Origin of the sequence: Kribbella turkmenica, from assembly GCF_004348725.1 — a bacterium.
In the GTDB taxonomy this organism is placed as follows: domain Bacteria; phylum Actinomycetota; class Actinomycetes; order Propionibacteriales; family Kribbellaceae; genus Kribbella; species Kribbella turkmenica.
In genome coordinates this window covers 1-25,429 of record NZ_SMKR01000113.1, presented here as the reverse complement: position 1 = coordinate 25,429, position 25,429 = coordinate 1, and the positions used below count along the sequence as shown (strand labels likewise).

26 protein-coding genes are annotated in these 25,429 nt (G+C 69.5%); 16 read left to right on the top strand and 10 right to left on the bottom strand.

The features are described from left to right. The coding region (locus E1218_RS23825; RefSeq protein ID WP_165949391.1) for an integrase core domain-containing protein at positions 1 to 132 on the top strand (132 nt) is incomplete at its 5' end. Here the strand turns inward: E1218_RS23825 and E1218_RS23820 are convergent. Next, positions 129 to 914 (bottom strand): hypothetical protein, encoded by a 786-nt coding sequence (locus E1218_RS23820; protein ID WP_132323781.1) that lies wholly within the window; start codon positions 912 to 914, stop codon positions 129 to 131. The genes E1218_RS23825 and E1218_RS23820 overlap by 4 nt on opposite strands. Next, positions 907 to 1,689, bottom strand: coding sequence for an alpha/beta hydrolase (locus tag E1218_RS23815; protein ID WP_233712420.1), 783 nt, complete (start codon positions 1,687 to 1,689; stop codon positions 907 to 909). Before E1218_RS23815 ends, E1218_RS23820 begins: the two co-directional genes overlap by 8 nt. A 310-nt stretch (positions 1,690 to 1,999) precedes the next feature. Between E1218_RS23815 and E1218_RS23810 the strand changes: the two genes are divergently transcribed. From E1218_RS23810 to E1218_RS23785, 6 genes are all read left to right on the top strand, one after another. Beyond that, positions 2,000 to 2,764, top strand: a complete 765-nt coding sequence (locus E1218_RS23810; RefSeq protein ID WP_132323779.1) for a lysophospholipid acyltransferase family protein — start codon at positions 2,000 to 2,002, stop codon at positions 2,762 to 2,764. 24 nt (positions 2,765 to 2,788) lie between these two features. Then, complete coding sequence (locus tag E1218_RS23805; protein WP_132323777.1) at positions 2,789 to 3,181, top strand: DUF2237 family protein; 393 nt, start codon at positions 2,789 to 2,791, stop codon at positions 3,179 to 3,181. Positions 3,182 to 3,224: 43 nt separating this feature from the next. Continuing rightward, positions 3,225 to 4,598 carry a class II 3-deoxy-7-phosphoheptulonate synthase gene (locus E1218_RS23800; RefSeq protein ID WP_165949390.1) on the top strand — a complete coding sequence of 458 codons (1,374 nt, stop codon included), beginning with the start codon at positions 3,225 to 3,227 and terminating at the stop codon, positions 4,596 to 4,598. 89 nt (positions 4,599 to 4,687) lie between these two features. Continuing rightward, positions 4,688 to 5,710, top strand: coding sequence for a threonine aldolase family protein (locus tag E1218_RS23795; protein ID WP_132323785.1), 1,023 nt, complete (start codon positions 4,688 to 4,690; stop codon positions 5,708 to 5,710). Positions 5,711 to 5,760: 50 nt separating this feature from the next. Further along, the gene (locus E1218_RS23790; RefSeq protein WP_132323775.1) at positions 5,761 to 6,738 is read left to right on the top strand and encodes a ribose-phosphate diphosphokinase; all 978 of its coding nucleotides are present in this window, start codon (positions 5,761 to 5,763) and stop codon (positions 6,736 to 6,738) included. A gap of 143 nt (positions 6,739 to 6,881) precedes the next feature. After that, a complete protein-coding gene (locus E1218_RS23785; RefSeq protein ID WP_132323773.1) occupies positions 6,882 to 7,310 on the top strand; it encodes an SRPBCC family protein in 429 nt (142 codons plus the stop codon). A gap of 107 nt (positions 7,311 to 7,417) precedes the next feature. Here the strand turns inward: E1218_RS23785 and E1218_RS23780 are convergent, their stop codons facing one another. Next, positions 7,418 to 8,170, bottom strand: coding sequence for a class I SAM-dependent methyltransferase (locus tag E1218_RS23780; RefSeq protein WP_132323772.1), 753 nt, complete (start codon positions 8,168 to 8,170; stop codon positions 7,418 to 7,420). Between the two features lie 484 nt (positions 8,171 to 8,654). Between E1218_RS23780 and E1218_RS36715 the strand changes: the two genes are divergently transcribed. The 3 genes from E1218_RS36715 (at position 8,655) to E1218_RS23765 (ending at position 11,212) form a co-directional block, all read left to right on the top strand. Beyond that, complete coding sequence (locus E1218_RS36715) at positions 8,655 to 8,858, top strand: hypothetical protein (protein WP_202866155.1); 204 nt, start codon at positions 8,655 to 8,657, stop codon at positions 8,856 to 8,858. A gap of 87 nt (positions 8,859 to 8,945) precedes the next feature. Further along, a complete protein-coding gene (locus E1218_RS23770) occupies positions 8,946 to 9,902 on the top strand; it encodes a carbon-nitrogen hydrolase family protein (RefSeq protein WP_132323770.1) in 957 nt (318 codons plus the stop codon). 188 nt (positions 9,903 to 10,090) lie between these two features. Beyond that, a complete protein-coding gene (locus E1218_RS23765; protein WP_132323768.1) occupies positions 10,091 to 11,212 on the top strand; it encodes a Gfo/Idh/MocA family protein in 1,122 nt (373 codons plus the stop codon). A gap of 8 nt (positions 11,213 to 11,220) precedes the next feature. Here the strand turns inward: E1218_RS23765 and E1218_RS23760 are convergent, their stop codons facing one another. Next, positions 11,221 to 14,364 (bottom strand): DPP IV N-terminal domain-containing protein, encoded by a 3,144-nt coding sequence (locus E1218_RS23760; protein ID WP_132323766.1) that lies wholly within the window; start codon positions 14,362 to 14,364, stop codon positions 11,221 to 11,223. 183 nt (positions 14,365 to 14,547) lie between these two features. Between E1218_RS23760 and E1218_RS23755 the strand changes: the two genes are divergently transcribed. Together E1218_RS23755 and E1218_RS23750 are read left to right on the top strand one after the other, a co-directional pair. Next, positions 14,548 to 15,075: a hypothetical protein gene (locus E1218_RS23755; RefSeq protein WP_132323764.1), complete on the top strand. Its 528-nt coding sequence runs from the start codon at positions 14,548 to 14,550 to the stop codon at positions 15,073 to 15,075. Positions 15,076 to 15,274: 199 nt separating this feature from the next. Beyond that, entirely contained in the window at positions 15,275 to 16,345 is a 1,071-nt protein-coding gene (locus E1218_RS23750) for a glycoside hydrolase family 172 protein (protein WP_132323762.1), read from the top strand. On the opposite strand, the gene E1218_RS23745 is transcribed toward E1218_RS23750, so the two are convergent. The 5 genes from E1218_RS23745 to thiO form a co-directional block, all read right to left on the bottom strand. Next, complete coding sequence (locus E1218_RS23745; RefSeq protein ID WP_132323760.1) at positions 16,342 to 17,532, bottom strand: glycoside hydrolase family 15 protein; 1,191 nt, start codon at positions 17,530 to 17,532, stop codon at positions 16,342 to 16,344. The genes E1218_RS23750 and E1218_RS23745 overlap by 4 nt on opposite strands. A gap of 8 nt (positions 17,533 to 17,540) precedes the next feature. Continuing rightward, positions 17,541 to 18,431, bottom strand: coding sequence for a DMT family transporter (locus E1218_RS23740; RefSeq protein WP_132323758.1), 891 nt, complete (start codon positions 18,429 to 18,431; stop codon positions 17,541 to 17,543). A 45-nt stretch (positions 18,432 to 18,476) separates the two neighbouring features. Beyond that, positions 18,477 to 20,423 carry a Stk1 family PASTA domain-containing Ser/Thr kinase gene (pknB, locus tag E1218_RS23735; protein ID WP_132323756.1) on the bottom strand — a complete coding sequence of 649 codons (1,947 nt, stop codon included), beginning with the start codon at positions 20,421 to 20,423 and terminating at the stop codon, positions 18,477 to 18,479. A gap of 105 nt (positions 20,424 to 20,528) precedes the next feature. Further along, complete coding sequence (locus E1218_RS23730) at positions 20,529 to 21,500, bottom strand: lytic transglycosylase domain-containing protein (protein ID WP_233712418.1); 972 nt, start codon at positions 21,498 to 21,500, stop codon at positions 20,529 to 20,531. Between the two features lie 164 nt (positions 21,501 to 21,664). After that, entirely contained in the window at positions 21,665 to 22,807 is a 1,143-nt protein-coding gene (gene thiO / locus E1218_RS23725; protein WP_132323752.1) for a glycine oxidase ThiO, read from the bottom strand. Positions 22,808 to 22,969: 162 nt separating this feature from the next. Between thiO and thiE the strand changes: the two genes are divergently transcribed. The 3 genes from thiE to E1218_RS23710 are packed head-to-tail and all read left to right on the top strand — an operon-like array spanning position 22,970 to position 24,473. Next, on the top strand, positions 22,970 to 23,617 hold the full coding sequence (gene thiE, locus E1218_RS23720; RefSeq protein ID WP_233712417.1) for a thiamine phosphate synthase: 648 nt from the start codon (positions 22,970 to 22,972) through the stop codon (positions 23,615 to 23,617). After that, entirely contained in the window at positions 23,614 to 24,042 is a 429-nt protein-coding gene (locus E1218_RS23715) for a ribonuclease domain-containing protein (RefSeq protein WP_233712416.1), read from the top strand. Before thiE ends, E1218_RS23715 begins: the two co-directional genes overlap by 4 nt. Then, a complete protein-coding gene (locus E1218_RS23710) occupies positions 24,039 to 24,473 on the top strand; it encodes a barstar family protein (protein WP_132323748.1) in 435 nt (144 codons plus the stop codon). The genes E1218_RS23715 and E1218_RS23710 overlap by 4 nt, the downstream gene beginning before the upstream one ends. A gap of 72 nt (positions 24,474 to 24,545) precedes the next feature. Here E1218_RS23710 and E1218_RS23705 read toward each other — a convergent pair whose 3' ends face one another. After that, a complete protein-coding gene (locus E1218_RS23705; RefSeq protein ID WP_132323746.1) occupies positions 24,546 to 24,896 on the bottom strand; it encodes a DUF4180 domain-containing protein in 351 nt (116 codons plus the stop codon). Positions 24,897 to 24,993: 97 nt separating this feature from the next. On the opposite strand from E1218_RS23705, the gene E1218_RS23700 reads away from it, so the two are divergent. Further along, entirely contained in the window at positions 24,994 to 25,413 is a 420-nt protein-coding gene (locus tag E1218_RS23700; protein WP_132323744.1) for a helix-turn-helix domain-containing protein, read from the top strand. The last annotated feature ends 16 nt before the right edge of the window (positions 25,414 to 25,429 follow it).

Below are 25,429 nucleotides of genomic sequence, written 5' to 3'. Positions count from 1 at the left end.
GAATCAACCCACCATCGCAACGCGGCCCTACCCCACTGGCTCCACTTCTACAATCATCACCGACCCCACAGCTCAATCGGCGCCCAGCCACCCATCACCCGACTGACCAACGTCCCTGGACATCACAGCTAGACGACCGCGCCGTCGTCGGGGGTGTCCTCGGGCGGGAGCCGGTCGTTCATCCGGATCACCAGGGTGAGGAAGCCGCCGATGAAGCCGACCACCCCGATCGCGGTGATCCGGCCGGTGCCGAAGTCCAGCACGGCGGCCGCGATCAGCAGCAGCGGGCCGCCGAGCAGGCCGAGCCAGGCGGCCCGGCTGATCCAGTCCAGCCGCGGTCCGCGCGGCGGCTCCGGCGGGACGAAGTGGTCGTGCGGGTCGTCGGCGCGCTTCCGGGCCGGCTTCTCCGGCTCCTCGTCCTCGTCGTTCCCGACGATGAGCCCGGCCGGTACGTCGATCAGCGGCTCGTACTTCTCGTCGACGTCCTCACTGGCCGGCCACCGCGGCACCGGGGTCTCGCCGCCGTCGTGCCCGGGCGCGGACGGCGCGTTGAACTGTTCGACCAGCGACTTCCACTCGGCGTCCTCGGTGGTCCGCTCGATCACCGGCCGGGCCCGGTCCACCGCCTCGCTGTCGACGAAGATCTCCTCGAACCCGGCCGGGATCCGGACCGGTTCCTCGGCCTTGGCGGGCGCTTCGGGCTTCTCGACCGTCTCTGACTCGGCGCCGTTGTCCGCGGGTTCCGGCGTCCGCGCGTCGGCGTCGGCGGCTTCCGGCGTACGGGCTTCCCCGGGGGACCCGCAGTACGCGGCGATGCCGGCTTCGGCGAGGGCGGTGAGGACGGGGCCGGCGATGAGGGGGTCGATGCCGCCCATCGAGGTGTACCCGGCGGCGGTCAGGCCGTTGTCACGCATCGGCGCCCACCTGGCGGACCCCGCTCAGCCGGCGGATGAAGGCCGCGGAGCCGGCGAAGATCCGCGGTGCGTCGTTGTCCAGGGTTGCCACGTGATAGCTGTCCTCGAGCAGGATCTCGGTCACGTCGCGGGACGAGATCGAGGCCAGCACGGTTCGCCCCGAGCTCGGTTCCACCACATGATCGACAGTACTGCGGAACATCAGCACCGGCTGTGTCACCTTCGCCAGATCGGCCTTGGTCAGCTTCCACAACTGCGACAGCGACTGCAGCGCCCGCAGCGGCATCCGGTCGTACGCCCCCTCGTCGACACCCGGCTTCTTGATGTCGTTCGAGATGCCCGGGAACGACGGCACGATCCGCGACAGCACCGGCAGCACGGCCAGGCGCCGGTCGTCGGTCATCACCGACGGATTGATCAGGACCAGACCGGAAATGTCGGTGCCGTGCTGCTCGGCGAGCCGCAGCGCGAGGCAGCCACCCATCGACAGCCCGGCGACGAATACCTGGTCGTGCTCCCGGCGCAACCGCGCGAGCTCGTCGTCGAGGACGGCGTACCAGTCGGGCCAGCCGGTCCGGTTCATCTCCCGCCAGCTGGTGCCGTGGCCGGGCAATCGCGGGACGGCGACGCCGTATCCCTCGGCGGCCAGGTGCTCCGCGAACGGGCGCATCGACGTCGGTGAGCCGGTGAAGCCATGGCTGAGCAGCACTCCGACGGCGGCGTTCCCGGCGGATCCCGGGCTGCGGAACTCCTCGGCATGGCCTTGCACTGGCACGGTCGACTCCTCGCCGGGTCACGGTCCTCACAGGCGTCCGGGCAGACTCGTCCGGCCGCCTGTGCAATGGTCGCATCTGGGCCTCGCCCAGTCTTCATCCAGTCTGCATCCAGGTGACAACACGGTGAGCAACACCCGGATTCCTGGCGGTGACATTGCCTGAGGAGGAAGCTGGAACGTAGTGTCCTGCACCGACGGGGCGCTGAAGGTGTCGCGACCGTCGCCACCGGCGTGCACTGGTGCCGGACGAGGTACGGGCCGAGGATGGTCGGTGGTAGGCGTGTCGGGCGAGTGACGGAGGTCGAGGCGGATGCTGTACCTGTTCCTCAGGCGGTTCCTGGTCGCACCGCTGGTGAAACTGATCTTCCGCCCGAAGGTGACCGGCCTGGAGCACATCCCGGACAGCGGCCCGGCGCTGCTGGTCAGCAACCACCTGGCCTTCTGCGACTCGATCTTCCTGCCGGTCGCCGTCCCCCGGCAGATCGTCTTCCCGGCCAAGTCGGAGTACTTCACCGCGCCCGGGCTCAAGGGCAAGGTGGTCGCGACCTTCTTCCGGTCCGTCGGCCAGATCCCGATCGACCGGTCCGGTGGGCGGGCCTCGCTGGCCGCGCTGAACACCGGTCTGGACATCCTGAAGAAGGGTGAGCTGTTCGGGATCTACCCCGAGGGCACCCGCTCGCCCGACGGCCGGCTCTACAAGGGCAAGACCGGCGTCGCCCGGATGGCGATCGTGGCCGGCGTGCCGGTCATCCCGGTCGCGATGATCGACACCGAGAAGCTGCAGCCGCCCGGCCAGGTCTGGCCGAACTGGTTCTACCGGGAGAAGGGCCGCCGGCTGCCGCGGCTGGTCCGGCCGGGGGTCGCGTTCGGCGAGCCGCTGGACTTCTCCCGCTACGAGGGCATGGAGCGGGACCGGTTCGTGCTGCGCTCGGTCACCGACGAGATCATGTACGCGCTGATGGAGCTGTCCGGCCAGGAGTACGTCGACATCTACGCCGACAAGGCCAAGGAGCTGATCAAGGCCGGCGAATCCGTCGACGAGCACGTCCGGCTGGGGGACACCAAGGCCAGCTGACACCCACGGGTGAGGATGGTCGGCATGGACAGCGACCTGAACGTGCTCGGCGAGCCGCTCGAGGAATGCGGCACCGATCCCGTCACCGGCTTCTACCGCGACGGTTGCTGCACGAGCGGCCCGGAGGACCTCGGCAGCCACACGGTCTGCGCGGTGATGACCGCGGAGTTCCTCGCCCACCAGCTGTCGGTCGGGAACGACCTGGTCACGCCGCGTCCGGAACTGCACTTCGCCGGGCTCAAGCCGGGCGACCGCTGGTGCGTGGTCGCAATCCGCTGGCTGCAGGCGTACCACGAGGGGGTGCCCGCTCCCGTCGTACTGGCGTCGACGCATGCCCGGTCGCTGGACACCATCCCGCTGGAGGTACTGCGGGAGCACGCGGTCGACGTACCGCCTGATCTGAGCGCGCTGACCTGAGACGGTCACGGGCCGTCGTGCTGCCTGGCCTAGAGTTGCTCTCATGCAATTCGCGACGTTGAGTGCGGGGGAAGTGCCCGGGGTGCCGAGCCTGGACGAGCTGCGGGCGTTGAAGCCGCTCCAGCAGCCGCAGTGGCCGGAGTCCGCGCCGCTGGACCAGGTGATCGCCGAGCTGCGGACGCTGCCGCCGCTGGTGTTCGCCGGTGAGTGCGACGACCTGACCACCAAGATCGGGGCGGTCACCCGCGGCGAGGCGTTCATCCTCCAGGGCGGCGACTGCGCGGAGACGTTCGACGGCGTGACCGCGGAGAACATCCGGGCGAAGTTGCGGGTGCTCCTGCAGATGGCCGTCGTCCTGCAGTACGCCGCGAGTGTGCCGGTGGTGAAGGTCGGCCGGATCGCCGGTCAGTACGCCAAGCCGCGGAGCTCCGGTGAGGAGACCCGCAACGGCGTCACACTGCCGTCGTACCGCGGCGACGCGGTCAACGGGCTGGAGTTCACCGCCGAGGCGCGCATCCCGGACCCGCAGCGACTGCGCGGCGTCTACAACGCGGCCGCGGCGACCCTCAACCTGACCCGCGCGTTCACCACCGGCGGGTACGCCGACCTGCACCAGGTGCACGCCTGGAACACGGACTTCGTGAAGTCCTCGCCGGTCGGCCAGCAGTACGAGCGGCTGGCCAGCGAGATCGAGCGCGCGCTGGCCTTCATGCGTGCCTGCGGCGCGACCTCGGACGAGTTCCGGACGGTCGACTTCTACGCCTCCCACGAGGCCCTGATCCTGGAGTACGAGCACGCCCTGACCCGGATCGACTCCCGCACCGAGCAGCCGTACGACGTCTCCGGCCACCTGCTGTGGGTGGGGGAGCGGACCCGGCAGCTCGACGGCGCGCACGTCGAGTTCCTCTCGTCGCTGACCAACCCGCTCGGGGTGAAGATCGGTCCGACCACGACGCCGGAGTACATCCGGGCCCTGATCGACAAGCTGAACCCGAAAGGCATCGAGGGCCGGCTGACCTTCATCACCCGGATGGGCGCGGGCAAGGTCCGGGAGGCGCTGCCGCCGCTGCTGGAGGCGGTCCGCGACCACGGCTCGCCGATCGCCTGGGTGTGCGACCCGATGCACGGCAACACCTTCGAGACGCCGAACGGCTACAAGACCCGCAACTTCTCCGACGTCATGCACGAGGTGCAGGGCTTCTTCGACGCGCACGAGCAGGTCGGCACCTGGCCGGGCGGGATGCACATCGAGCTGACCGGTGACGACGTGACCGAGTGCCTGGGCGGCGGTGAGGCTCTGGTCGCCGAGGACCTGGTCAACCGGTACGAGACCGCCTGCGACCCACGGCTGAACCGGCACCAGTCCCTCGAGCTCGCGTTCCTGGTGGCTGAGCGGCTGCGTGGCGCACAAGCGTGAGTGAGCGGAGCGAGCGAACGAATGGGTAGAGCATCGCTGTCGACCATGCTCGCGCCGGAGCCGAGCGCCAGCGAGGTGGGGGCGTGAGCATGATCGACCTCCGCTCGGACACCGTCACCCGGCCGTCGGCCGGGATGCTCGCTGCGATGACGTCCGCGCCGCTCGGCGACGACGTGTACGGCGAGGACCCGACGATCAACCGGCTCGAGGAGACGGCCGCCGGCCTGCTCGGCCACGAAGCCGGCCTGTTCACGGTGACCGGCTCACTGGCCAACATCCTCGGTGTCCGGGCGCTCGTGCCGCCCGGGGCGGAAATCCTGTGCGAGGCGAGCGCGCACATCGCCCGCGCCGAGCTCGGCGCGCACGCAGCGGTCAGCGGGGTCACCACGCGCACCTGGAGCGCGCCCGCCGGACAGATCGACCTCGAGCAGATCCGCGCGCTGATCGCACCCTCGCTGGGTTCGTACTTCGTGGCCACGGCGGCGGTCTCGGTGGAGAACACCCACAACTTCGGCGGCGGCGCGATCCAGCACGCGTACGACGCCCTGGCCGACGAGCTCGACGCCCGTGGCGTGCCGCTCCACCTCGACGGCGCACGGTTGTGGAACGCGTCCGTGGCGTCCGGCCGGTCGATGGCGTCGTACGCCTCCCGGGCGGCGGCCGCGAGCGTCTGCCTGTCGAAGGGTCTCGGCGCGCCGGTCGGCTCGGTGCTCGTCGGGTCCACGGAACTGATCCGCGAGGCCCGGGTCTGGCGGAAGCGTCTCGGCGCCGGCTGGCGGCAGGCCGGCGTACTGGCCGCGGCCGGGCTGTACGCGCTGGAGCACAACGTCGAGCGACTCGCCGAGGATCATGCGAACGCGCGGCTGATCGCCGAGGTGCTGGCCGACGCCGCGCCCGGCTCGGTCAAGCCGGACCAGGTCGAGACGAACATCGTCGTCGCAGATCTGGCCGCCACCGGCAAATCGGTGCCCGAAGTGGTCGAGGCCGCCCGCGCGTCCGGCGTACTCGTCGGCGGCGTCGGGCCGACCCAGCTGCGGGTGGTCACCCATCTCGACGCGTCCACCGACGACTGCCGCACCGCCGCGCAAACCCTCGCGCGCCTGCTCCACTGACCGGCGAGATAGGCTGCAGCTGTCGGGGTCCGCAGCATTCGGGGAGAGCCGTGCGAGAGATCGTCGTGTTCAGCGGAAGTGCCCACACCGGTTTGGCGGAGCGGATCTGTGCCGATCTCGGCGTGGCGCTCTCACCGGTCGAGATCCATCGGTTCAGCAACGACTGCCTGCAGGTGCAACTGCAGGTCAACTGCCGGCAGCGCGACGTCTACATCGTCCAGCCGCTGGTCCCGCCGACGCAGGAGCACCTGATGGAGCTGCTGCTGATGATCGACGCCGCCCGCGGTGCGTCGGCCCAGCAGATCACCGCCGTCATGCCGCACTACGCGTACGCCCGGTCGGACAAGAAGGACGCCTCCCGGATCTCGATCGGCGGCCGCCTGGTCGCCGACCTGCTGGTCGCGGCCGGCGTCGACCGCGTGCTGACGATGGCGCTGCACGCCCCACAGGTGCACGGGTTCTTCTCCGTTCCCGTCGACCACCTGACCGCAATCGGCGTACTCGCCGACCACTTCCGCGGCCGCGACCTGACCGACACCGTCGTCGTCAGCCCCGACCTCGGCAACGCGAAGACCGCGACCCAGTTCGCCCGCCTCCTCGGCCTCCCGGTCGCCGCCGGCAGCAAGCAGCGCCTGGCCGACGACCGCGTCGTCATCGACGCGATCGTCGGCGACGTGACCGGCAGGCGGGCAATCATCCTGGACGACGAGATCGCCACCGGCGGCTCGATCATGGAACTCCTCGACCGGCTCAAGGACCGCGGCTGTACCCAGGCCGCGGTCGCCTGCACGCACGGCCTGTTCGCCGGCCCCGCGGTCGAGCGCCTGCGGTCCCACCCGTCGGTGACCGAAGTCATCAGCACCGACACCGTGCCCCGCCCGGACGGCTTCCCCGAACTCCAGGTCAGCTCGGTGTCCGCGCTGTTCGCCGAGGCGATCAAGCGCATCCACGACGGTGAGTCGGTCAGCAGCCTGTTCGACGGGGTCGACCCGACGCACGCGCCTCCGCAGCCGAAGCTGCCGTTCTAGTACGGCGGTCAGCCTACGCGTGCTCCGCGGGCCGTCGCTCCGGTGTCCTCCGGTCGACGCCGGTGTCTCGGGTCGGCGCGAGGGAAGTGGTTGGCGGCGTTCGCCGACTTCGGGCTGCCAGGGCGTCGTCGTACACTCGGCGCATGGCTGGGCTGCAGCGGACTGTGACTGTTGCGGCGCCGCCTGAGCGGGTCTGGGCGGTGATTGTCGACGTCGAGCGTTGGCCCGAGCGGATTCCGACAGTTGAGTCCGTGCAGCGGCTGGATGACGGGCCGTTGGCTCTGGGCTCGCGGACGCGGCTGCGGCAGCCTCGGCTGCCTGAGGCGGTGTGGACGGTGACCGAGTTCGCCGACGGGTCGTCGTACACCTGGAAGTCGAAGTCGCCCGGCGTCACGGTCACGGCTGCGCACGTCGTCGAGCCGCATGCTGAGGGCAGCCGGCTCACGCTCGCGCTGACCGTGTCGGGTCCGCTGTCGGGCATCGGCTGGCTGATGACCCGGTCGCTGACCAAGCAGTACGTCGAAACCGAGGCCGCCTCGATCAAGAGCGCCGCGGAATCCACGGGAGGCTGAACGCGGCGCGAAGGTCGATCGACGCCGAAGGAGCTCGCGGCCTCAAGCTGCGGACGCGGGGAGTCCGTCGCGAATCGGCTTGACCGAGACTGTGCGCCCGCCTTCGATCACGCGGACTCACAGATGCAGAGCTGAAGCGGCGTGTCCGCGGCAAATGGTCGACCGGACCAGTCCCCGAAGCGTTCGATGAGCCGGAGGCCGCCGAGCGAGACGAGCAACGGCAGTTCCTGCGGGAAGATGCTCCTGATTTCGAGCGGTGCGACGACGAAGTCGGGCTCTGAGCTGGTCGAGAGGTACCACGTCCCCCGGGTGACTTGCGCGGGCGCATCGTAGCTCTCAGCGACATCGACGCGAACCTGGCCACGGTCAGGATCCCTGAACGACAACGACTCCCGGGTGCGCCGTACGCCATCGGCTTCGGCAAGGAGGCGCACGCTCGGGCTGAACACATCGAAGACGAACCTTCCTCCAGGTGCCAGGTGTCTTCGAACCGACCGGAAGCAGCGCACCAGATCCTCAGCCTCGTGCAGATGCAGCAGGGAATTGGCCGTGATGAACACGAAGTCGAACGCGCGGCCCAGATCGAAGGCTCGCATGTCGCCCTGCATCCATTCCACCGCTACACCGTGCTCGTTCGCCTTGCGCTGAGCCTCGGCCAGCATGTCGGACGAGAAGTCCAGGCCGACGCACGGATGCCCGTCGGACGCGATGGGGATCAGCTTGTGCCCGGTGCCGCACCCGAGTTCCAACACGTGCCCGCCTTGGCGATCGGCGTTGGCCCGGTAGAAGTCGACCGCTGGCCCGCCGCCCGGGAACATCAGGTCGTACAGCCTCGCGTGCGAGTAGAACTCCTGACTCATCAAGCGCCTCCTGTCCGACTCGGCCGCAGTTGGCCGGGCGACCTGCTGATTCGAGCGTGCGCGGCGAATGGAGTGTCTGCCGGTGGCTGCGTAGCAGGATACGAGCCTGGTAGTGCCAATGAGCGCGGTCGCCGCGCCCGGTACGCGTGATGTGCTTGATCAAGGTACGAATGCTGGTGACCCAGGCTTCGCCGGGATCGACGAACCCATCAACCAAGTCGAGTCGGTCGGCGTCACAGTCAACGCGGCCACGGTTGTGCACACGGTCGGGTTGGCTCGGCTGAGAACGTGTCCAATCTCTTCGACGCGTACTGCGAGCGACCTGAGATGCTCCGCCTCGCCGGCGACGTCTCTGGCCGCCGGATCCTCGACGCGGGATGTGGATCAGGGCTGCTGACAGCTGCACTTCGCGAGTCGGGTGCCGGGTCACCGGTTTCGACGCGAGCGCGGCCATGATCGACCTGGCGCGTCAGAGGACTACGTCATGGACGGCCAGACCGTGTGGCTGACCTTCTGTCATCGGCCGCTGCACGCCATGACAAATGCCTTCGCCGCCGCAGGCTTCCGCATTACTGGACTCAGCGAACCGCGCCCGGCCTCGAACACACCTGCGGAACTGTTTCCACCCGCCTTGGGCGAAGGCGGATCGTTCATGTGCTTCTTCTTCCTCGTCATCGAGGCCGTCTGAACCCGAATCCGCTGCGACCGCGGCACGGTGACTCGGCGAGCAGGCAAAGTGCTGCAGCCGGGCGTATCGTCGAGTCAAGGGGGCGAGATGACGACATTGACGGTTGCGGCTGTGCAGGCGGCGTACGTGCTGATGGATCGCGAGGCGACGCTGGCCAAGGTGGAGGAGTTGGTGGCCGACCCGGCAGTGCGGGCGGCCGACCTGGTCGTGTTTCCCGAGGTGTTCGTCCCCGGTACGCCGATCTGGATCGACGGGCCGTCGATCTGGGACGGGGACGAGGAGTGGTTCGCGATGCTGGCCGACCAGGCCGTCGTCGTACCGAGCGAGACCACCGACCGGCTCGGCGCAGCGGCCCGCCGAGCGGGCGTGTACCTCGTGATCGGGGTGGACGAACGGGAAGCCACCGGGAGCACGATCTACAACACCCTGCTGTACTTCGATGCCGATGGCAAGCTCCTCGGCAAGCATCGCAAGCTGATGCCGACCGGCTCGGAGCGCACCGTGTGGGGGATGGGCGACGGCTCGATGCTCGAGACGTACCCGACTCCCTTCGGGCGCATCGGTGGGCTGATCTGCTGGGAGAACTACATGCCGCTGGCCCGGTTCTACCTCTACTCGCAGGGCGTCGACGTCTGGGTGGCACCGACACTGGCCAGAGGTGACGGCTGGATCGCGACCATGCGACACATCGCCCGCGAAGGCCGCTGCTACGTGATCGGCGTGAATCCGTGCCTGCACGTCGACCAGATCCCGGCGGACTTCCCCGACCGGGACCGGGTATGGCGGACAGACCCGGACGACCCCGACTGGGTCGAGCCCGGCAACTCGGTGATCGTGGGTCCGAACGCGGAAATCCTCGCCGGACCTGTCCGGCACGCCGAGAGCATCCTGGTCGCCGAGCTGGACCTCGCAAAGGTCCGCTCGTCCCGGCGGATGTTCGACCCGGTCGGCCACTACCACCGCCCCGACGTCTTCCGACTCGCCGTCGACACCGCCCCGCGACCGGTGGTCACGACCCTTCGCAACGGATTCGCCGAGGACTGACCGTCTCTTCGGCACGGCGAGCGGGTACGGGGCCGAGCGGGATCGCGCGGCCCTGGCTCGGGATCGAGTAGTGGACGGCGCAGCCGACGCCGTGCCGGTAGCAGGCCGGTAGCACTGAGTGGGTCACGGCGGCGGAGGAGCCGCGCGCAGCACCGCATGGGCAGACCCCCCATGAAAGGATCAACCGCATGGCAGACAGCGTGCGGATAGGTGTCGTCGGAGCGGGAAGCATCTCGGTGCGGGGGCTTTTACCCCATTTGGGGCAGCCGGACCTCGCGGGGCGGGTGACACTGGCGGCCGTGTGTGACCCGGTGCCGGGGCGGGCGGAGGCGGCGGCTGCGAAGTTCTGGGTCGAGCAGGCGTTCACGGAGTACGAGGACCTGCTGGCGCGGGGCGATGTCGACGCGGTGACGATCGCGTCTCCGATCGGTCTGCACTACGAGCAGGGCAAGTTGGCGCTGCAGGCCGGTAAGCACGTGCACTTCAACAAGACCATGACAGTCACCGTCGCCGAGGCCACTGAGCTCATCGAGCTCGCGGAGGAGAACGATCTGCGAATCGTTGCCTCGCCGGGGGAGATGCTGCGCCCGCACCACGTCCGCATCCGGGAGCTCATCGCCGAGGGCGCGATCGGCACGGTGTCGTGGGTGAGCTGTGGTGCGGCGTTCGGCACGTATCACGAGGACGAGTCGGTCCGCGGAGGCAGCGACGTCCTGACGAACATCGATCCGTCGTGGTACTTCCGCAAGCCCGGCGGCGGACCGATGTATGACATGACGGTGTACGCGCTGCACACCGTGACCGGGATCCTCGGGCCGGCCAGGCGGGTGACGGCGATGTCCGGCGTACGGGTTCCGGTGCGCACCAGCGGGGGCGTGGACGTGCGGACGGAGGCCGACGACAACACGGTCGTGCTGATCGATTTCGGCGACAACCTGTTCTGTGTCGCCACCGGAACCGCCGCGGGCGGGATCCGCGGCGGCTTCAGTGGTACGTACTACGGAACGGCGGGGACGATCGACGAGCTGCTGCTCGACGGCGAGCCGTTCGACTTCCCGGACCGCGATCCCGCCGAGCTCTCGCCGCGCGGGCCGGGAAACCAGGCTCTGCTCCCGCACGTGACCGGCGTGCACCGCGAGATCGAGGAGCAGCACGTGTACGAGGACGTCATGCAGCTGGTCGACTGGGTCCGCGAGGGCAAGCCCTCGATCGTCACCGCCGAACACGCGCGCCACGTCATCGACATCATCGAGTCCGCGTACCGGGCCGCCGCGACCGGCCAGACCCAGGACCTCACCACCACCTTCTGACCGGGCCGTCAGCCCTCACAGCACGCTCGGTGCAGCCACTCGGGCTCGTGCCACCAGAACTCGTCGTCGTGTGAGTGTGCCTGCTCACGGCTGAGCGGCCTCGGTGCGTCGGCGGGTGCCTTCAGGATCGAGGTCGTACGAGCGCTCCCGGCGTACGGCGCGAGCAGATCGTCGACCGTGTGCAGTTTGCCCGCGACCATCACCCGGTCGACCGCGGCCGCGGCCCGGATGTCCTGCAGCGGGTCGCCGGTGACGAACGACAGGTCGGCCTGGGCGCCCGGCCTGACGACGCCGAGTGTGTTCTCGAGGTTCAGCCACCTCGCCGGGTTCCGGGTCGCGGTCGTCAGCGCCTCGTACGGCGTGAAGCCGCCGGCCACCATGGATCGCAGGTTCGCGTGCAGCGAGATCGCGATGTTGTCCAACGGTGTGTCGGTGCCGGAGGTGACGAAGCCGCCGCCGCGGTGGATCCGCAGCACCATGTCGACGTTGCCTCTGAGCAGTTCACGGGTCGTCACGCCCGCGGGTCCTCTGGCCGTGTTCACCTCGTTCTGCAGCGCGGCGTACTCCCAGGCCGGGAAGAGGGTCGTGGTCCGCCGGTCGGTCAGCAGCGACGGGTCGTCGACGTGCGCCATCGTCGAGGTGAACAGCGTCGGCGTGACGGACAGCCCGGCCTTGGTGAAGAGCGTGATGACGTCGGCGTACGCGCGGCCGAGCCGGCTGACCGTGTGCGAGTAGCCGAGGCGGTTGGTCGCGCCGGTGTGCTCCATGCCGTCCATGCCGAGGTGCTCGGCCGGGTAGAGGTAGTGCGACGACAGTTGCAGGCCGAGCCGGTGCACGGCCGCGATCGCGCGTCGCTGGTAGTCGACCGGCAACCGCACGTACGTCTTCACCAGGTCGTACGCGAGTCCCTCGACCCGGTCGATCTCCAGGCCGAGTTGCCGCAGCGAGAGGGTCGGCCGCATGAAGTTGTAGTAGACCCGCGAGCCGTCGATCGCCTCACCGGTCGCGAAGTACCGCGGGCCGAGCAGGGACCCATGCGCGAGTGCCTCCCGCGTCTCCTGCATCTGGTAGACCGGATCGCCCGGCGACCGTGTGGTGGTGATCCCGTACGACAGCCACAGATTGCCCTGCCGCGCGCCCCATGCCCGGCCGCGCAGATGCCAGTGGTTGTGCGCATCGATCAGCCCGGGCATCACGGTCTGCCCGGACGCGTCGACGTCCGCACGCCCCTGATGCGGTCGTACGGCGGCGATCCGCGAGCCGTCGAGTACGACGTCGACGTCCCGGCGCAGCGTGGTCGCGCGGCCGTCCCACAACGCACCGGCGTGGATGGTCACGTGCTGGTTCACCGTCGCGCGACGCCAGTGCAGGTCGAGCTTGATCGTCTGCGGGCGGGATCCGCGGATGGTGGTGCGGCGTAGCCGGCCGTTGTTCAGGTAGAGCAGGGTGTCGTCGTCCTGCCAGACCGGTGAGTCGGTCACTTCACTGGTCACGGCCCGGGGCTTGCCGGTGAACCGGCCGCGTCCGTCGACCGGGGCGACGTACAGAAGACTCTCGACGACGAACGCGAGCCACTTGCCGTCGGGGGAGAAGACCGGGCCGTCGTCGCCGCGGGTGGCGAGCGACCGGAACGGCATCGGCTCCACGTACTCGAGCGCGGTGGTGGCGACGTCGACGTACAGCAGTTGGCTCGTGCCCTCGCGGAACCGCTTGGAGAAGGGCTTCACGGCGGCGAGGACGATCGTCCGTCCGTCGCGCGACCAGCTGACCCGGCCGGGCTGGAACAGCGTCGGCGTCAGTTGCCGGACCTGACCGGACGCGAGGTCGAGCACCCAGGCGATTCCGTCCTGGTCCTGGTAGGCGATCTGCTGTCCATCGGGGGAGAACCGCGGTGCGGTCTGCGCCCCGGGCAACGAGGACAGCTTGCTGTCGGCCCCGGTCCTCAGGTCGTGCAGCCAGAGATCCGCGGTCCCGTCCCGATCACTGGCGTAGAGCAGTTCGGTCCCGTCCGGAGAGAAGTCCGGATCCGAGTTGAAGTAGCCATCGGCAACCAGTTTCCGCGGCTGCCCGCGGCCGTTCGTCGTTGTCAGCCACAAGGCGTTCAAGGCCCGGAACGCGACCCATCGGCCGTCCGGCGACACGGTCGGGCTCGCGATCCCGTGCACCGGCCGCCGAGCGGTCGACTCGAGCTCCGGCACCTTCGGCTGCGGCCGCTTCGAGGTCACCGGCACGGTCGCCGTGAACGGTACGACGGTGTGCGCGCCGCCGGGCCGGTGCCGAACGACGTGCCCGTCGGCGGTGTAGTAGACGTCGGCCGACGTCCAGGACGGCGGTACGGCGAAGACGTCCTTGCCCGAGGTGACTCTCTGATTGTCGACAATCAGATCGCACACCGGGCCGGCGAGGCGCACATAGGCGAGCCGGCCGGAGGGTGAGTAGGCCGGGCCGTAGACGGTGCTGCCGGTTTCGGCGGGGGCGAGGGTCTTGCGCTCTCCGGTGGTCAGGCTGAGCTCGACGATCGAGGTGGCGTCGACGGTGAACGCGATCCGGGTGCCGTCGGCGGAGACGGCCGGCTCGGCCTCGTCGGTGATGTCGTCGGTCAGCGAGATGATCGCGCCGGTGGTCAGGTCGAGGCGATGGATGCCGTAGGTGCCGTTGCCGCCGCGGTCCGAGGAGAAGACGACGTACTTGCCGTCGGGGGTGAAGTGCGGCTCGCGGTGGTCGTAGCGGCCCCTGGTGAGTTGGCGGAGGCCGGAGCCGTCGGGGTTGATCGTCCAGAGGTGGAAGTTGCCGTCGCGGTACGACTGGAAGACGAGCGTCCGGCCGTCGGGTGACCAGCGCGGCCGGGTCGCGTCCTGCAGGTCGTCGGTCAGCCGCCGGGACACGCCGCCTGCGGCGGGAGTCACCCAGATCGCGGTCACCAGGTCGAAGGCGAGCCATTGTGCGTCGGGTGAGACGGCCACCATGAAGTTGGTGCCTTCGGTGAGCACCGCTTGGTTCGCGGCGCCGTCGGTCTGAGTGCCTGCCTGCGTGTCGGTCGCGGTCGCGGTGGTCTGGAGTGTGCCGGCCGCGGCGACACCTCCACTGAGTTGGAGTGCGCGGCGCCGCGAGATGCTCCACGAGCCAGGGGTTTCGAAGTCGTTGTGGTCCACGATCGGTCCAATCCCTCGAGGGCGGTGGGACGCTGGCCGCGGCTGGTGATCCCTGCGTCGGACCACCAGCCACGACCTGACCGAATGTGCCAGGACCGTCGACGGTGCACGATGCTGACCAGTGAGTAGAGCGCCGAGCGGGCCCTGTGCTGCGACGAACGGACGGGCGTCTATCGTCTGCGCATGCCATCCGTGTCTCCCCGGCTCCAGGCGCTCGGCGCCGCCGTATTCTGCGTCGCCGTCGCCCTGGTGGCAGGGCTGGCGGTCGACAGCAGGCTCGACCGGCACTGGATCCTGCGGGGGCTCACGCTGTTCCTCGCGCTCTGCTGCGCCACGCTCCTGCTGACCGACCAGAGTCGCCGCATCCGGCAGATCGTCACGGCAATCGGCTTGGCGATGTTCGGCGTCGTCTTTCCGGTCAGCCAGACTGCCTGGTCGACGCCGCCCGAGATCGACTTCGCCCTGGCGGTCGCGACGGATGCCGAGGACGCCGCGACGAAGGACGCCCGGAGTGTGGTCACCGTCGAGGACGTGAAGGCGGCCGCGGAGGCGCGTGGCGGTGCCGTCGGCTCGCTGCAGACCGAGCGGAATCCGGAGGTGCGCGGCGCCGACGAGTTCCCGGTGATCGTCCGCGCCAAGCCCGACCAGGGCCGACCCTGGGCCTGCATCTCCTTCACCAACGGCCTGAACGCCGAAATCCGCGCCTGCTGAGCCCGGCGTCCACGCAGAGGCGGACCGGGGCCGCGTCCGCTGAGGCAGACTCCGCGTGAGCCCGGACCGGGTTGCTGGATGAGTGGGGGAGGACGCGCGCGGTCAGGCTGGCGTTCACGTGTACGGCGCCGGGCTCCGGCGGTCCACGTGGCGGGCAATCGATTTCTCACGGACCCGTGGACGACCTAAGGTCGCGGGTATGACTCTTGGGAAGCTGTCCGGAATCAGCGCGATCGTCGACGTCGAGACGCGCTCCATCAGTGCGGAGAACCCCACCGGTGAGCCCGGTCAGGGCGGCCGCCGGACCGAGGGGACCGGCGCGAAGGCGGCCCGCGACCTCGGCCAGGGCTGGAAGGTGTCGCCGTCGATCGAGATCGGCCCGGGGGAGACCGCGACCCTGGCGGACATCGCCGGGGCGGGCTGCATCACGCACATCTGGCTCACCACGCACGTCGACCACTGGCGGCGGCTGGTGCTGCGCGGGTTCTGGGACGGCGACCAGGCGCCCGCGATCGAGACGCCGGTCGGTGACTTCTTCTGCTCGGGCTGGGGCAGGTTCGCTCAGGTGAGCTCGCTGCCGGTCGCGGTGAACCCGAACGGCGGCTTCAACTGCTACTGGGAGATGCCATTCCAGTCGCAGGCCACGTTGACGCTGGAGAACACCCACGACGAGCCGGTGGTCGTGTACTTCCAGGTCGACTACTGGCTGGGCGACGTACCGGAGGAGTCGGCGTACCTGCATGCGCAGTGGCGGCGGAGCAACCCGCTGCCGTCGAAGACCGTGCACAGCCTGCTGGACGGCGTCGAAGGGCCGGGCCACTACGTCGGCACCTACCTTGCGTGGGGCGTCAACAGCAGCGGCTGGTGGGGTGAGGGCGAGGTCAAGTTCTACCTCGACGGCGACGACGAGTTCCCGACCATCTGTGGCACCGGGACCGAGGACTACTTCGGCGGCGCGTGGAACTTCGACGTGCCCCACCTCGGCGGCTACACCGAGTTCAGTACGCCGTACCTCGGCATGCCGCAGGTGATCCGGCCGGACGGGCAGTACGCCAGCCAGCAGCGGTTCGGCATGTACCGCTTCCACCTCCCCGACCCGATCCGGTTCCGGGAGAAGCTCCGGGTCGACGTCCAGGCGCTCGGCTGGCGCTCCGGCGGCCGCTACCTTCCGCTGCAGGACGACATCGCCTCGACCGCGTTCTTCTACTCGACCAGGACGAGTACGGCGCGACCGGAAGCGCCGACCCACGACGTGATGGAGATCTGCTAGGGGATCGGCAAGGGCTTCTCGAGCGCGGCGCCGGCAAGGACGACCAGGGCTGACGTCCACCCCAGCGGCGCCTCGCCGGCCGGCTCGAGGTCGCGGTTGACCTTCTCTGGCAGGGCACCGCTGCCGGTCCGGTAGTGGTCCAGCCAGGTGAGCAGTTCACGGGCGGTCGCGCGATCGCCGCGCGCGGCCGCGCTCAACGCGAACAGCGCGGTCTGCGGTGTCCAGGCGACGCCGTCGGTCCGCCAGTTCTCGCCGGGCGTGACGCCGCCGTTCGGTTGCGTCAGTACGGCGTGCGCCCGGTCGATGGCCCGGTCGACGACGTCACGCGCCGGCGCGAACGGTGGGCCGAGGACGGTCACGATCGCGTCGGCGCCGCCGCCCACCCCGATCGGCTCGAGTCCCGGTTCGAGGAAGCTCACCGCTCGGGCGGGGGTCCGCGGGTAGTCCGGCCCGAACCGCCGGTCCGTTGCTCTGGACAACTTCTCCAGCGCCGCGCTCCAGCGGGCGGCTTCGTCCGGGTGACCTGACCGGGTGGCGATCGAGACCGCGGAGCGGAGGCCGGTGAGCAACGGCGCGACCGTGCCGAGAGTCAGCTCGGACTCCGGTCGTTCCCAGTAGTCCGGGGACACCCCCGGCAGTCCGTCGGCCCCGAGTTCGGCCACGATCTGGTCGGCAGACCCCCGGACGAGGTCCCAGTACCTGGATCCGGCCCGGCAGAACCACGTTGCCCAGAGCACCCAGCCGGAACCGTCCAGCTGAGGTTCCCGGCCGTCGAGGATCGGCTCCCCGCTGTCGGCGTACCGGGCCTCCCAGCGGCCGGACGACGGCTTGGTGCCGTCGAGGAAGTCGAGCACTCGCTCGGCCTTGCCGGGCCGCCCGGCCGCGCAGTACGCCGCCGCGACGAACGAGGCGTCCCGCGGCCAGACGAACCGCCACGGGCCGTCGGCCCCGGCCAGGGTCGCGCCGTTCGGACGGGTCAGTGCGTCGAGGTCGGCGATCGCGCGGCCGACGAGTCCGCCGTACGGGCCCGGGAAGGTTGCGGCCGACACCTTCCGGCCTTCGGCCACCAGCCGCGGCTGGGGATTGCGCACCAGGTTGTTCACCGTGCCGGCGGTGAGGAACGCCAGCAGGACGACGATGACGACGGCCGGGAACCACCGGACCCGCCGCGCGTCGTCGTCCCGCATCACTCCTCCTACTGGGCCAGGTGCTGTACTTCGGCCTCGAACTTGCGCCGTGGTGCGAGCTCCACCAAGTACATGGCGGACAGTACGAGCGCGCCACCCACCAGGATCCGCCAGGTCACGCTCTCCGACCCGAACAGCACCGCGAACCCCGACGCGAACACCGGCTCCATCGTCATCGCGATCGCTGCGCGGGTCGGCGTCAGATGCGCCTGTGCCCAGGTCTGGACGATCAAAGCCAGCGCACCCGCGACCAAGGCCATGTAGATGATGCTGACCCAGTCGCCTCCAATGCTCGGCAGCGCGAAACCACCGGGGAGCGCGCCGATCGCGCAGACGCAGGTGATCACGACCATTTGCAGCGCCGAGAGCCCGAACGCGGTCTGCGGCGTGGACCAGGCGCCGAGCCCGATGATGTGCAGCGCGTACAGGCCGGCCGAGGCCAGCGTGAGCAGCTCACCGGTGCCCATGCTCAGCCCGCGCAGCGACAGCACGCCGAGCCCGACGGTGGCGAGGATCACGGCCACCCAGGCCCACCGGCCGATCTTGTGCCGCAGGATCACCGCCGCCAGCAGCGGGGTGAAGACGACGTACATGCCGGTGACGAAGCCGGAGACGCTCGCGGACGTGTGCCGCAGGCCCTCGGTCTGGACCAGCTGGGCGGCGCCGTAGGTGATGCCGAGGGCAACGGCCCGCCCCTTGTCGAGACGGCTCAGCCGGGCGATCGCCGGCGGATGGACCAGAATCAGCGCGACCGAGGCGATCAGGAAGCGCAACGCGAGGTAGTCGGCGACGTCCATCCTGGTGAGCAGGTCCTTGGTCAGGAAGAACGTGGACCCCCAGGCCGCCGCGACCGCGAGCAGGGCGAGTACGGCAAGGCGCGGGCGGGTCACGCCGGACATCTCATCAGACGTCTGCGGCCGGGGGCAAAACGGCCGCAGACGGGCTCAGAGCACCGTGATGACGACCTGACTGCCCGGTTTGACCTTCTTCCTGGCGCCCGGGTTCTGGGCGGCGACGATGTTCAGCCCGAGCCCGTACGGCGCTTTCTCCGTCTTCACGGTGAAGCCGGCCCCGGTCAGGATCCGCTGCGCGTCGGCGAGCCGCTTGCCCTTGACGTTCGGGATTTCGACCAGCGGCGGGCCCTTCGACACCACCAGCTGGACCTTGTCCTTGGCGAACAGCGTGCCGCTGTTGGGGGTCTGGCTGATCACCTTGCCCTCGGCGACCTTCTCGTCGTACTGGTCGGTCCGGCCGACGACCAACCCGAGTTTGCGCAGTTCCTTGCCGGCGTCGCGGTAGGACTTGCCGGTGGTGTCCGGCACCGCGATCGGCATCCTGCCCTTGCTGACCGCGAAGTTCACCGCCGTGCCCGGCTTCACCACGGTGTCGAACTTCGGGCTGATCGCGATCACCCGGCCGGACGAAACGGTCTCGCTGTACTGCTCGTTCACCTGCCCGGTGATCAGCTTGATCGGTGCCAGGGCGCGTTTCGCCTCGTCGAATTCGAGACCGGCGAGTTGCGGCACCCGGTACCGCTCCGGGCCCTTGGAGACGGTCAGGCTGATCTCGCCGTTCTTCCGGATCCGTTCGCCCGCGGCGGGGTCGGTGGCCATCACCTGACCCTTCGGCACGTCCTCGGAGAAGTCCTGGTTCGCCAGGGAGGTTCGCAGACCGTGCTCCCCGGCCTTGGCCGTGGCTACGGCGGGATCGAGTTTCACCAGACTGGGCGTCTCGGTGTAGCGGTGGATGCCGTAGTACCAGGCCGCCGTTCCGACGCCGATCGCGGCCGCGAGAATCAGGATCAGCGCGAGCAGCCCACGGCCCCTGCGCCGCGGCGGCACCTGGACTCTCGGTGCGCCGGTCGGCCGTCCCTTCTCCACCGGTACGACGATCGTGTCGTGGCGGAGCACGTGGCTGTCGTCGTCCGGAGCGCCGCGCGTGTAGCCGTCGTCGTACCCGCTGTCCTGGCGGATCTGCTGGATCGGAATCGTCAGGTCGCCGGTCAGCTCCGGGTCGTCCGGCAGCCCTTCCTCGAGCGCGCTGCGCACCCGGCGGACCTGCCGGCTCAGCACGCGCGCGTCGGCCGGTCGCAGGTCCCGGTCCCGAGCGGTCGCGCGCTGAACGAGCGCGTCGACGTACGGCGGGATGCCCGGCTGCTCCGAGGACGGCGGAGGTACGTCGGCGTGGACGTGCGCGTACGCGACCTGGATCGGGGTGTCGCCGGAGTGGGGCTTGTTGCCGGTGAGCATCTCGTACAGCACGATGCCCGACGAGTACACGTCCGACCGGGCGTCCGCACTGCCGTCGGTGACGAGCTCGGGCGCCAGGTAGGAGACCGTGCCCATCAGCAGGCCCTGGGTCGCGGTGTTGCCGGTCGCGCTGACCGCACGGGCCAGACCGAAGTCCGCGACCTTCACCGCACCGTTGTCGGAGATCAGTACGTTCTCCGGCTTGATGTCGCGGTGGACGATGCCGGCGTCGTGCGCCGCGGAGAGCGCGGACAGGATCGGTGCCAGCAGATCGAGCGCTCGAGCCGGGGACAGGGGCGCCTGCTCCCGGATGACGTCACGCAGCGTACGGCCGGGGACGTACTCCATCGCCAGGAACAGGGTCCCGTCGTCGTCGCCCTGGTCGAAGACGGCGACCACGTTCGGGTGCGAGAGCCGGGCGGCGGCCCGGGCCTCGGCGACGAACCGGCGGGCGAACTGGGCGTCGTCACCCAGCCCGTCGTGCATCACCTTGAGCGCGACCACCCGGTCCAGCCGCATGTCGAGTGCCTTGTAGACAGTGGCCATCCCGCCCTTGGCGACGCGTGCGCCCACGCGGTACCGGCCGTCGAGCACTCGCCCGACGAGGCGGTCGCTGACCTGCGTGTCCACGTCGTCCGTCACTTGCGGTGAGCCGCCTCTCCAAGCTGTCCTGCTCTGAGAGTGTAGATAACGCCTCAGCGTGACCGTGCCAGGCGCACCGCAGAGCGGCCTAGCCGAGAGGGCGGGTCACCGCAGCGGGTCCCAGCCCCGTTCCAGCTGGGCCTTGATCCGGAGGACGTTCTTCACGTAGAGCTTTGTGTCCGGATACATTCCGTTGCGCCGGACCCCGCCGAGACCCTGGTAATACCCGGCGATGGCGATGTCCAGCCGGGCGGCGCCGGTCAGCCGGTCCAGCAGCACCACCCCGGCGGTGACGTTGTCCTGCGGCCGGAGCAGGTCCAGGTCCCGGCCGACGATCGATGAGGAGAACTGGCCGGTCGACGGGATCACCTGCATCGCGCCGACCGCGTTGGCGGGGGAGACCACCCGCTGCTTCCAGCCCGACTCCTGCCAGCTGATCGCGAGCGCCAGCTCCGGGTCGACGCCGTACCGCTTGGAGGTGTTGACGATCAGGGTGCGCATCTGGGCTCGGGTCGGCAGTTTGCGGCTCTTCAGGATCGCCCGGTTGCGATCCGCCTTGGCGACGACGTGGTCGGGGTACGTGCGGCCGGCGAAGCTGTTGTTCTTCTTCGGCTTGGCCGGCGGCTTGGCTGGCGGCTTGGCCCTTGGGCGCACCTTGACCGGCACCTGCAGCGGCTTGCCGGCGTAGATGTGGTCGGAGGCCCGCAGTCCGTTGGCGGCCAGCAGGCTCGCCTGCGAGACCTTGTAGCGCTTGGCGATCTTGGAGACGGTGTCGCCCGGCTGCACGAGGTAGGTCACCCGGCCGAGCTGCGAGTTCCTGGCCGGGTGCTTGGTGGCGGCGGAGGTGCGGCCGGGGACCTTGAGCACCTCGCCGGCGTAGATCACGTTGCCGGAGCCGGGCAGGCTGTTCAGCACGACCAGGTTCTTGACCGTGGTGCCGTAGCGGTTGGCGATGCGGCTGAGTGTGTCGCCGTCCTTCACCTTGTACGCCCCGAAGCCGGGCGAGCCGGCGGTGATCACTCCAGCGGTCAGCAACGGTACCGCGATGCCGGTCAGAACACGTACGACGTTTCGCATAGTTCCATCTCCCCGTGTGAGCATCACTTGACCGTAAGTGCTGATACTGATGTGACAACAGGGGCCGATGGGGTGTTTGTTACGGCTGTAATCCAATGTTGACAATTCAACGCTGAACTACATGCGTGTAGTTCACAAACTAATTGCTCAGAGCAACAGACTGGCTACCGTGCCGTGAACCGGCCGGCCAGGAACGGTTTCCCGAGCTCCGGCAGCACGCCGGTGCGCACGGTCTCGGCGATGATCTGCGCGGTGATCGGCGTGAGCAGGACGCCGTTGCGGTAGTGACCCGTTGCCCACAGCAACCCGTCGAGCCCCGACGGACCGAGCACGGGCGCGTTGTCCGGCGTGGCCGGGCGCAAGCCGGCGATCGCCTCGACCAGTTCTAGTTCGTCGGTGATCGGCAGGACGGTCCGGGCGTCGCGCAGCAAGGCGAACACGCCGCCCGCGAGCACGCGGGTGTCGTAGCCCAGCTCCGTGCTGGTCGCACCGACGACGAGCTCACCACCGGGCCGCGGTACCAGGTAGACCGAGAAGCCGCGCGCGGTCGCCCGGACCGTGTGGGTCAACGCCGGCCGATATGCCTCGGGCACACGCAACCGCAGTACTTCGCCTTTCACCGGACGGACCGGCGGCCGCAGCTCCTGCGGTACGCCGTCCAGCTGTCCGGACCACGGCCCGGCCGCGCCGATCACCTGCCCGGCGTGAATGGAGTCCCCGTTCTCCAGTTGTACGCCGACAGCCGTCGTACCGGATGTGATGACACGTGCCACGCGTTCGCGGATCAGGGTGACGCCGGACACCTCCACGGCCCGGAGGAGCGCGGTGACGGCCTGCCGGTTGTCGACCGAGTGATCGCCGGGGACCCAGACGCCGCCGGAAACCCCTTGAGCCAGCATCGGCTCGCGTTGACGTGATTCCCGGCCCGACAGTTCCTCGACCTCGAGCCCGAGCCGCCGCTGGTAGTCGGCCAGTCGCCGCAATGCGGCCGCGTCGTCGACGTCGTACGCGACCGCCAGTGTGCCGGTCTGATGCAGGCCGGCCGGCACGCCGGCCGCGTCCTGGAGCTCCGCCGCGAACGACGGCCATGCGGCCACGCTGGCCAGGTTGAGCGCGAGCAGGTCGTCCTCGCCGTACTCGACCTCGGTCACCGGGGCGAGCATGCCGGCGGCAACGGTGGAGGTCTGGGTGCCAGGTGTCGGGTCACATACCGTCACCTGGATACCGTCGGCAGCCAGGCGCCACGCTGTGGCCAGACCGATCAGCCCGGCCCCGACCACCACCACATCGGCTGTGAGCCCGGTCATGAGGCCTCCCTGTCTGGACTGAGGAGCGGACGGGGCGGAGCGACTGGAGCGACGAGGGAAGAGCGGGAGTCACAGCCCCATGACCCGCCGCGCGGCAGCGCGGCAATCAGTACAGGCATGCCACAAACACTACGACGGGTGGTCCGTGGCAGGCTTGGCGGTGTGACGACGCACACCGAGCGACTCCAAGACGCCCACCTGTATCTGTGCATGGATGCCCGGGAGAAGCAGGGCGATCTCGAGCAGTTCCTGAACGCCGCGCTCGGCGGTGGCGTGGACATCGTGCAGCTGCGCCAGAAGGACATGGAGGCGGCGGACGAGCTGGCCGCGCTCGAAGTGTTCGCGGACGCGTGCAAGCGGCACGGCAAGCTGCTGGCTGTCAACGACCGTGCGGACATCGCCTTCGCCGCCGGTGCCGACGTACTGCACCTGGGCCAGCGTGACCTGCCCGTGCACGCGGCCCGCGCGATCATCGGTCCGGAGCCGGTCGTCGGCCGTTCCACGCACTCGTTCAGTCAGGTCAACGCAGCGGTCGCCGAGCAGGGCTCGGACTACTTCTGCGTCGGCCCGACCTGGGAGACGCCGACCAAGCCGGGCCGTCAGGCCGCCGGCCTGGAACTCGTTTCGTACGCCGCCAGCCGGCCGCAGTCGAAGCCGTGGTTCGCGATCGGCGGGATCGATCTCGGCCGGCTCGACCAGGTCGTGGAGGCCGGTGCCACCCGCGTGGTCGTCGTCCGGGCGATCACGGACGCGGACGACCCGGGCGCCGCGGCAGCGGAGTTCAGCCGGCGGTTGCGGGGTGCCGGGTGATCAACAACCCGAAGGCCGCCCGGATCATCGCCGCGGTGGTGATCGCGATGCTGGTGCTCACGCTCGCCGCCTCGCTGTTCGGCTGCAGTGCGGCGAAGCCGACCGCCACCGGCACGGACCCGGCGAGCGGGCTGACCGTGGTCGTGGTCACGGACCTGCCGGCCGAGGCGCGGGAAACGCTGACGCTGATCGACAGGGGCGGACCGTTCCCGTACAGCCGGGACGGGGCGGTGTTCGGGAACTTCGAGAAGATCCTGCCCGCGCACGATCGCGGGTACTACCGCGAGTACACCGTGAAGACACCGGGGGAGCGTGATCGCGGCGCCCGGCGGATCGTCACCGGGAAGGGCGGCGAGCGTTATTACACCGACGATCACTACAAGTCGTTCCGCCGGGTCACGGCGGACGGGGGGACCGGCGAATGACTGAGCTGCGCCCGCTGCTGACCAAGGGCCTGCGACCGGGGGTCTACCGCTGGCCGTCCGACGCCGGAGCCGACCAGGTACGGCGGGACGTCGCCGAAGCCGGCTGGGACTTCGTCCTGCTCGACACCAGCCAGATCCACGACAAGTCCGGATTCCTGGACCTCTGCGCGACCGCCTTCGACCTGCCGAGATGGTTCGGGCGCAACTGGGACGCGCTCGCCGACTCGCTCAGCGACCGCTCCACCGGCGAGCCCGAGGTCGTCCTCTGGACCGGACTGCACCACCTGCTCGAGCACGACCACGACACCGTCGACGTCGCTCTGCAGATCTTCGCCGAGGACACCACGGCGTCCGGTCAGCTCCGGGTTCTGATCCAGGAGCCGTCAGATGCCGAGGTCCCGGACCTGCTCAGCTCCGAGCCCGTTCTCTGACCCGGCGTGCTCTGACCACCCGCCTGGGCTCAGACCAGGTGTCTTTGCTCAGACCACGTGTCTGTGCTCTGATCACGCGCTGAACCGCTCGGCCAGCGCGGACAGTTCGTCGACGAACCACACCGACCGCCCCTGGTTGCTCTCCCGCACCCAGGCGCGCAGAGGCTTGCTGGCGGCCAGCCGGTCCGAGATGTCGCCGACCACGGCCAGCCCCATCCGGTAGTGCACGAACTTCTGCACGATCGCCCCGGCCCGCCCCGACCGCAACTCGAAGAACTCGTCGCCCAGCGCCCCGGTGGTCAGGGCGACCCACTCGGCAGCGTGCTCGTAGTGCGCCTGCGCGATCAGTTGGACGGCGTCGCCGTCGTCGTCCACCGGGCCGTCGCTGACGAACACCCGCACTCCACCCAGTTCCGTGATCATGCTCAGAAAACTACCTCAAACCTCCCTAGCGAGCGAATTATAGGGAATTCTAAGGAACCTATCGTAGCCTTAAGGTTCACCACGACGAAGGATGCGGATGCCCCAGGAGCTGTACTCGGTCGAGCAGGTGGCGAACCGGCTCGGCCTGCATGTCCGGACGATCCGGAACTACGTGCGCGACGGCCGGCTGAAGGCCGTCCGGATCGGGAAGCAGTACCGGATCGCCCGGGAGGACCTCGAGGCGTTCACCGGTACGAGCGCCACCGCGCTCGAGATCGACGAGCAGACCCGGCACGTGGAGGCGTCCAGCATCGTGCACATCGACGCGATCGACCGCGCGGGCGCCGACCGGATCAGCACCCACGTGATGGGCTCGCTCAACCAGAGCGGGATCGGCCGGCTCCGGGTCGAGACCGTGTACGACGAGGACCGCGCCGTACTGAAGGTGATCATCCTCGGTGACCTGGCGCCCACGGCCGAGCTGCTGCGGCTGCTCAACCTGATGACAACCCAGTAACCCCACCACCCACCCC

Coding starts and splice junctions, on each gene's coding strand:
- E1218_RS23820 (WP_132323781.1), bottom strand. CDS start 914: ATGCGTGACAACGGCCTGACCGCCGCCGGGTACACCTCGATGGGCGGC.
- E1218_RS23810 (WP_132323779.1), top strand. CDS start 2,000: ATGCTGTACCTGTTCCTCAGGCGGTTCCTGGTCGCACCGCTGGTGAAA.
- E1218_RS23805 (WP_132323777.1), top strand. CDS start 2,789: ATGGACAGCGACCTGAACGTGCTCGGCGAGCCGCTCGAGGAATGCGGC.
- E1218_RS23800 (WP_165949390.1), top strand. CDS start 3,225: ATGCAATTCGCGACGTTGAGTGCGGGGGAAGTGCCCGGGGTGCCGAGC.
- E1218_RS23795 (WP_132323785.1), top strand. CDS start 4,688: ATGATCGACCTCCGCTCGGACACCGTCACCCGGCCGTCGGCCGGGATG.
- E1218_RS23785 (WP_132323773.1), top strand. CDS start 6,882: ATGGCTGGGCTGCAGCGGACTGTGACTGTTGCGGCGCCGCCTGAGCGG.
- E1218_RS23780 (WP_132323772.1), bottom strand. CDS start 8,170: ATGAGTCAGGAGTTCTACTCGCACGCGAGGCTGTACGACCTGATGTTC.
- E1218_RS36715 (WP_202866155.1), top strand. CDS start 8,655: ATGGACGGCCAGACCGTGTGGCTGACCTTCTGTCATCGGCCGCTGCAC.
- E1218_RS23770 (WP_132323770.1), top strand. CDS start 8,946: ATGACGACATTGACGGTTGCGGCTGTGCAGGCGGCGTACGTGCTGATG.
- E1218_RS23765 (WP_132323768.1), top strand. CDS start 10,091: ATGGCAGACAGCGTGCGGATAGGTGTCGTCGGAGCGGGAAGCATCTCG.
- E1218_RS23755 (WP_132323764.1), top strand. CDS start 14,548: ATGCCATCCGTGTCTCCCCGGCTCCAGGCGCTCGGCGCCGCCGTATTC.
- E1218_RS23750 (WP_132323762.1), top strand. CDS start 15,275: ATGACTCTTGGGAAGCTGTCCGGAATCAGCGCGATCGTCGACGTCGAG.
- E1218_RS23745 (WP_132323760.1), bottom strand. CDS start 17,532: ATGCGGGACGACGACGCGCGGCGGGTCCGGTGGTTCCCGGCCGTCGTC.
- E1218_RS23740 (WP_132323758.1), bottom strand. CDS start 18,431: ATGTCCGGCGTGACCCGCCCGCGCCTTGCCGTACTCGCCCTGCTCGCG.
- E1218_RS23730 (WP_233712418.1), bottom strand. CDS start 21,500: ATGCGAAACGTCGTACGTGTTCTGACCGGCATCGCGGTACCGTTGCTG.
- thiO (WP_132323752.1), bottom strand. CDS start 22,807: ATGACCGGGCTCACAGCCGATGTGGTGGTGGTCGGGGCCGGGCTGATC.
- E1218_RS23710 (WP_132323748.1), top strand. CDS start 24,039: ATGACTGAGCTGCGCCCGCTGCTGACCAAGGGCCTGCGACCGGGGGTC.
- E1218_RS23705 (WP_132323746.1), bottom strand. CDS start 24,896: ATGATCACGGAACTGGGTGGAGTGCGGGTGTTCGTCAGCGACGGCCCG.
- E1218_RS23700 (WP_132323744.1), top strand. CDS start 24,994: ATGCCCCAGGAGCTGTACTCGGTCGAGCAGGTGGCGAACCGGCTCGGC.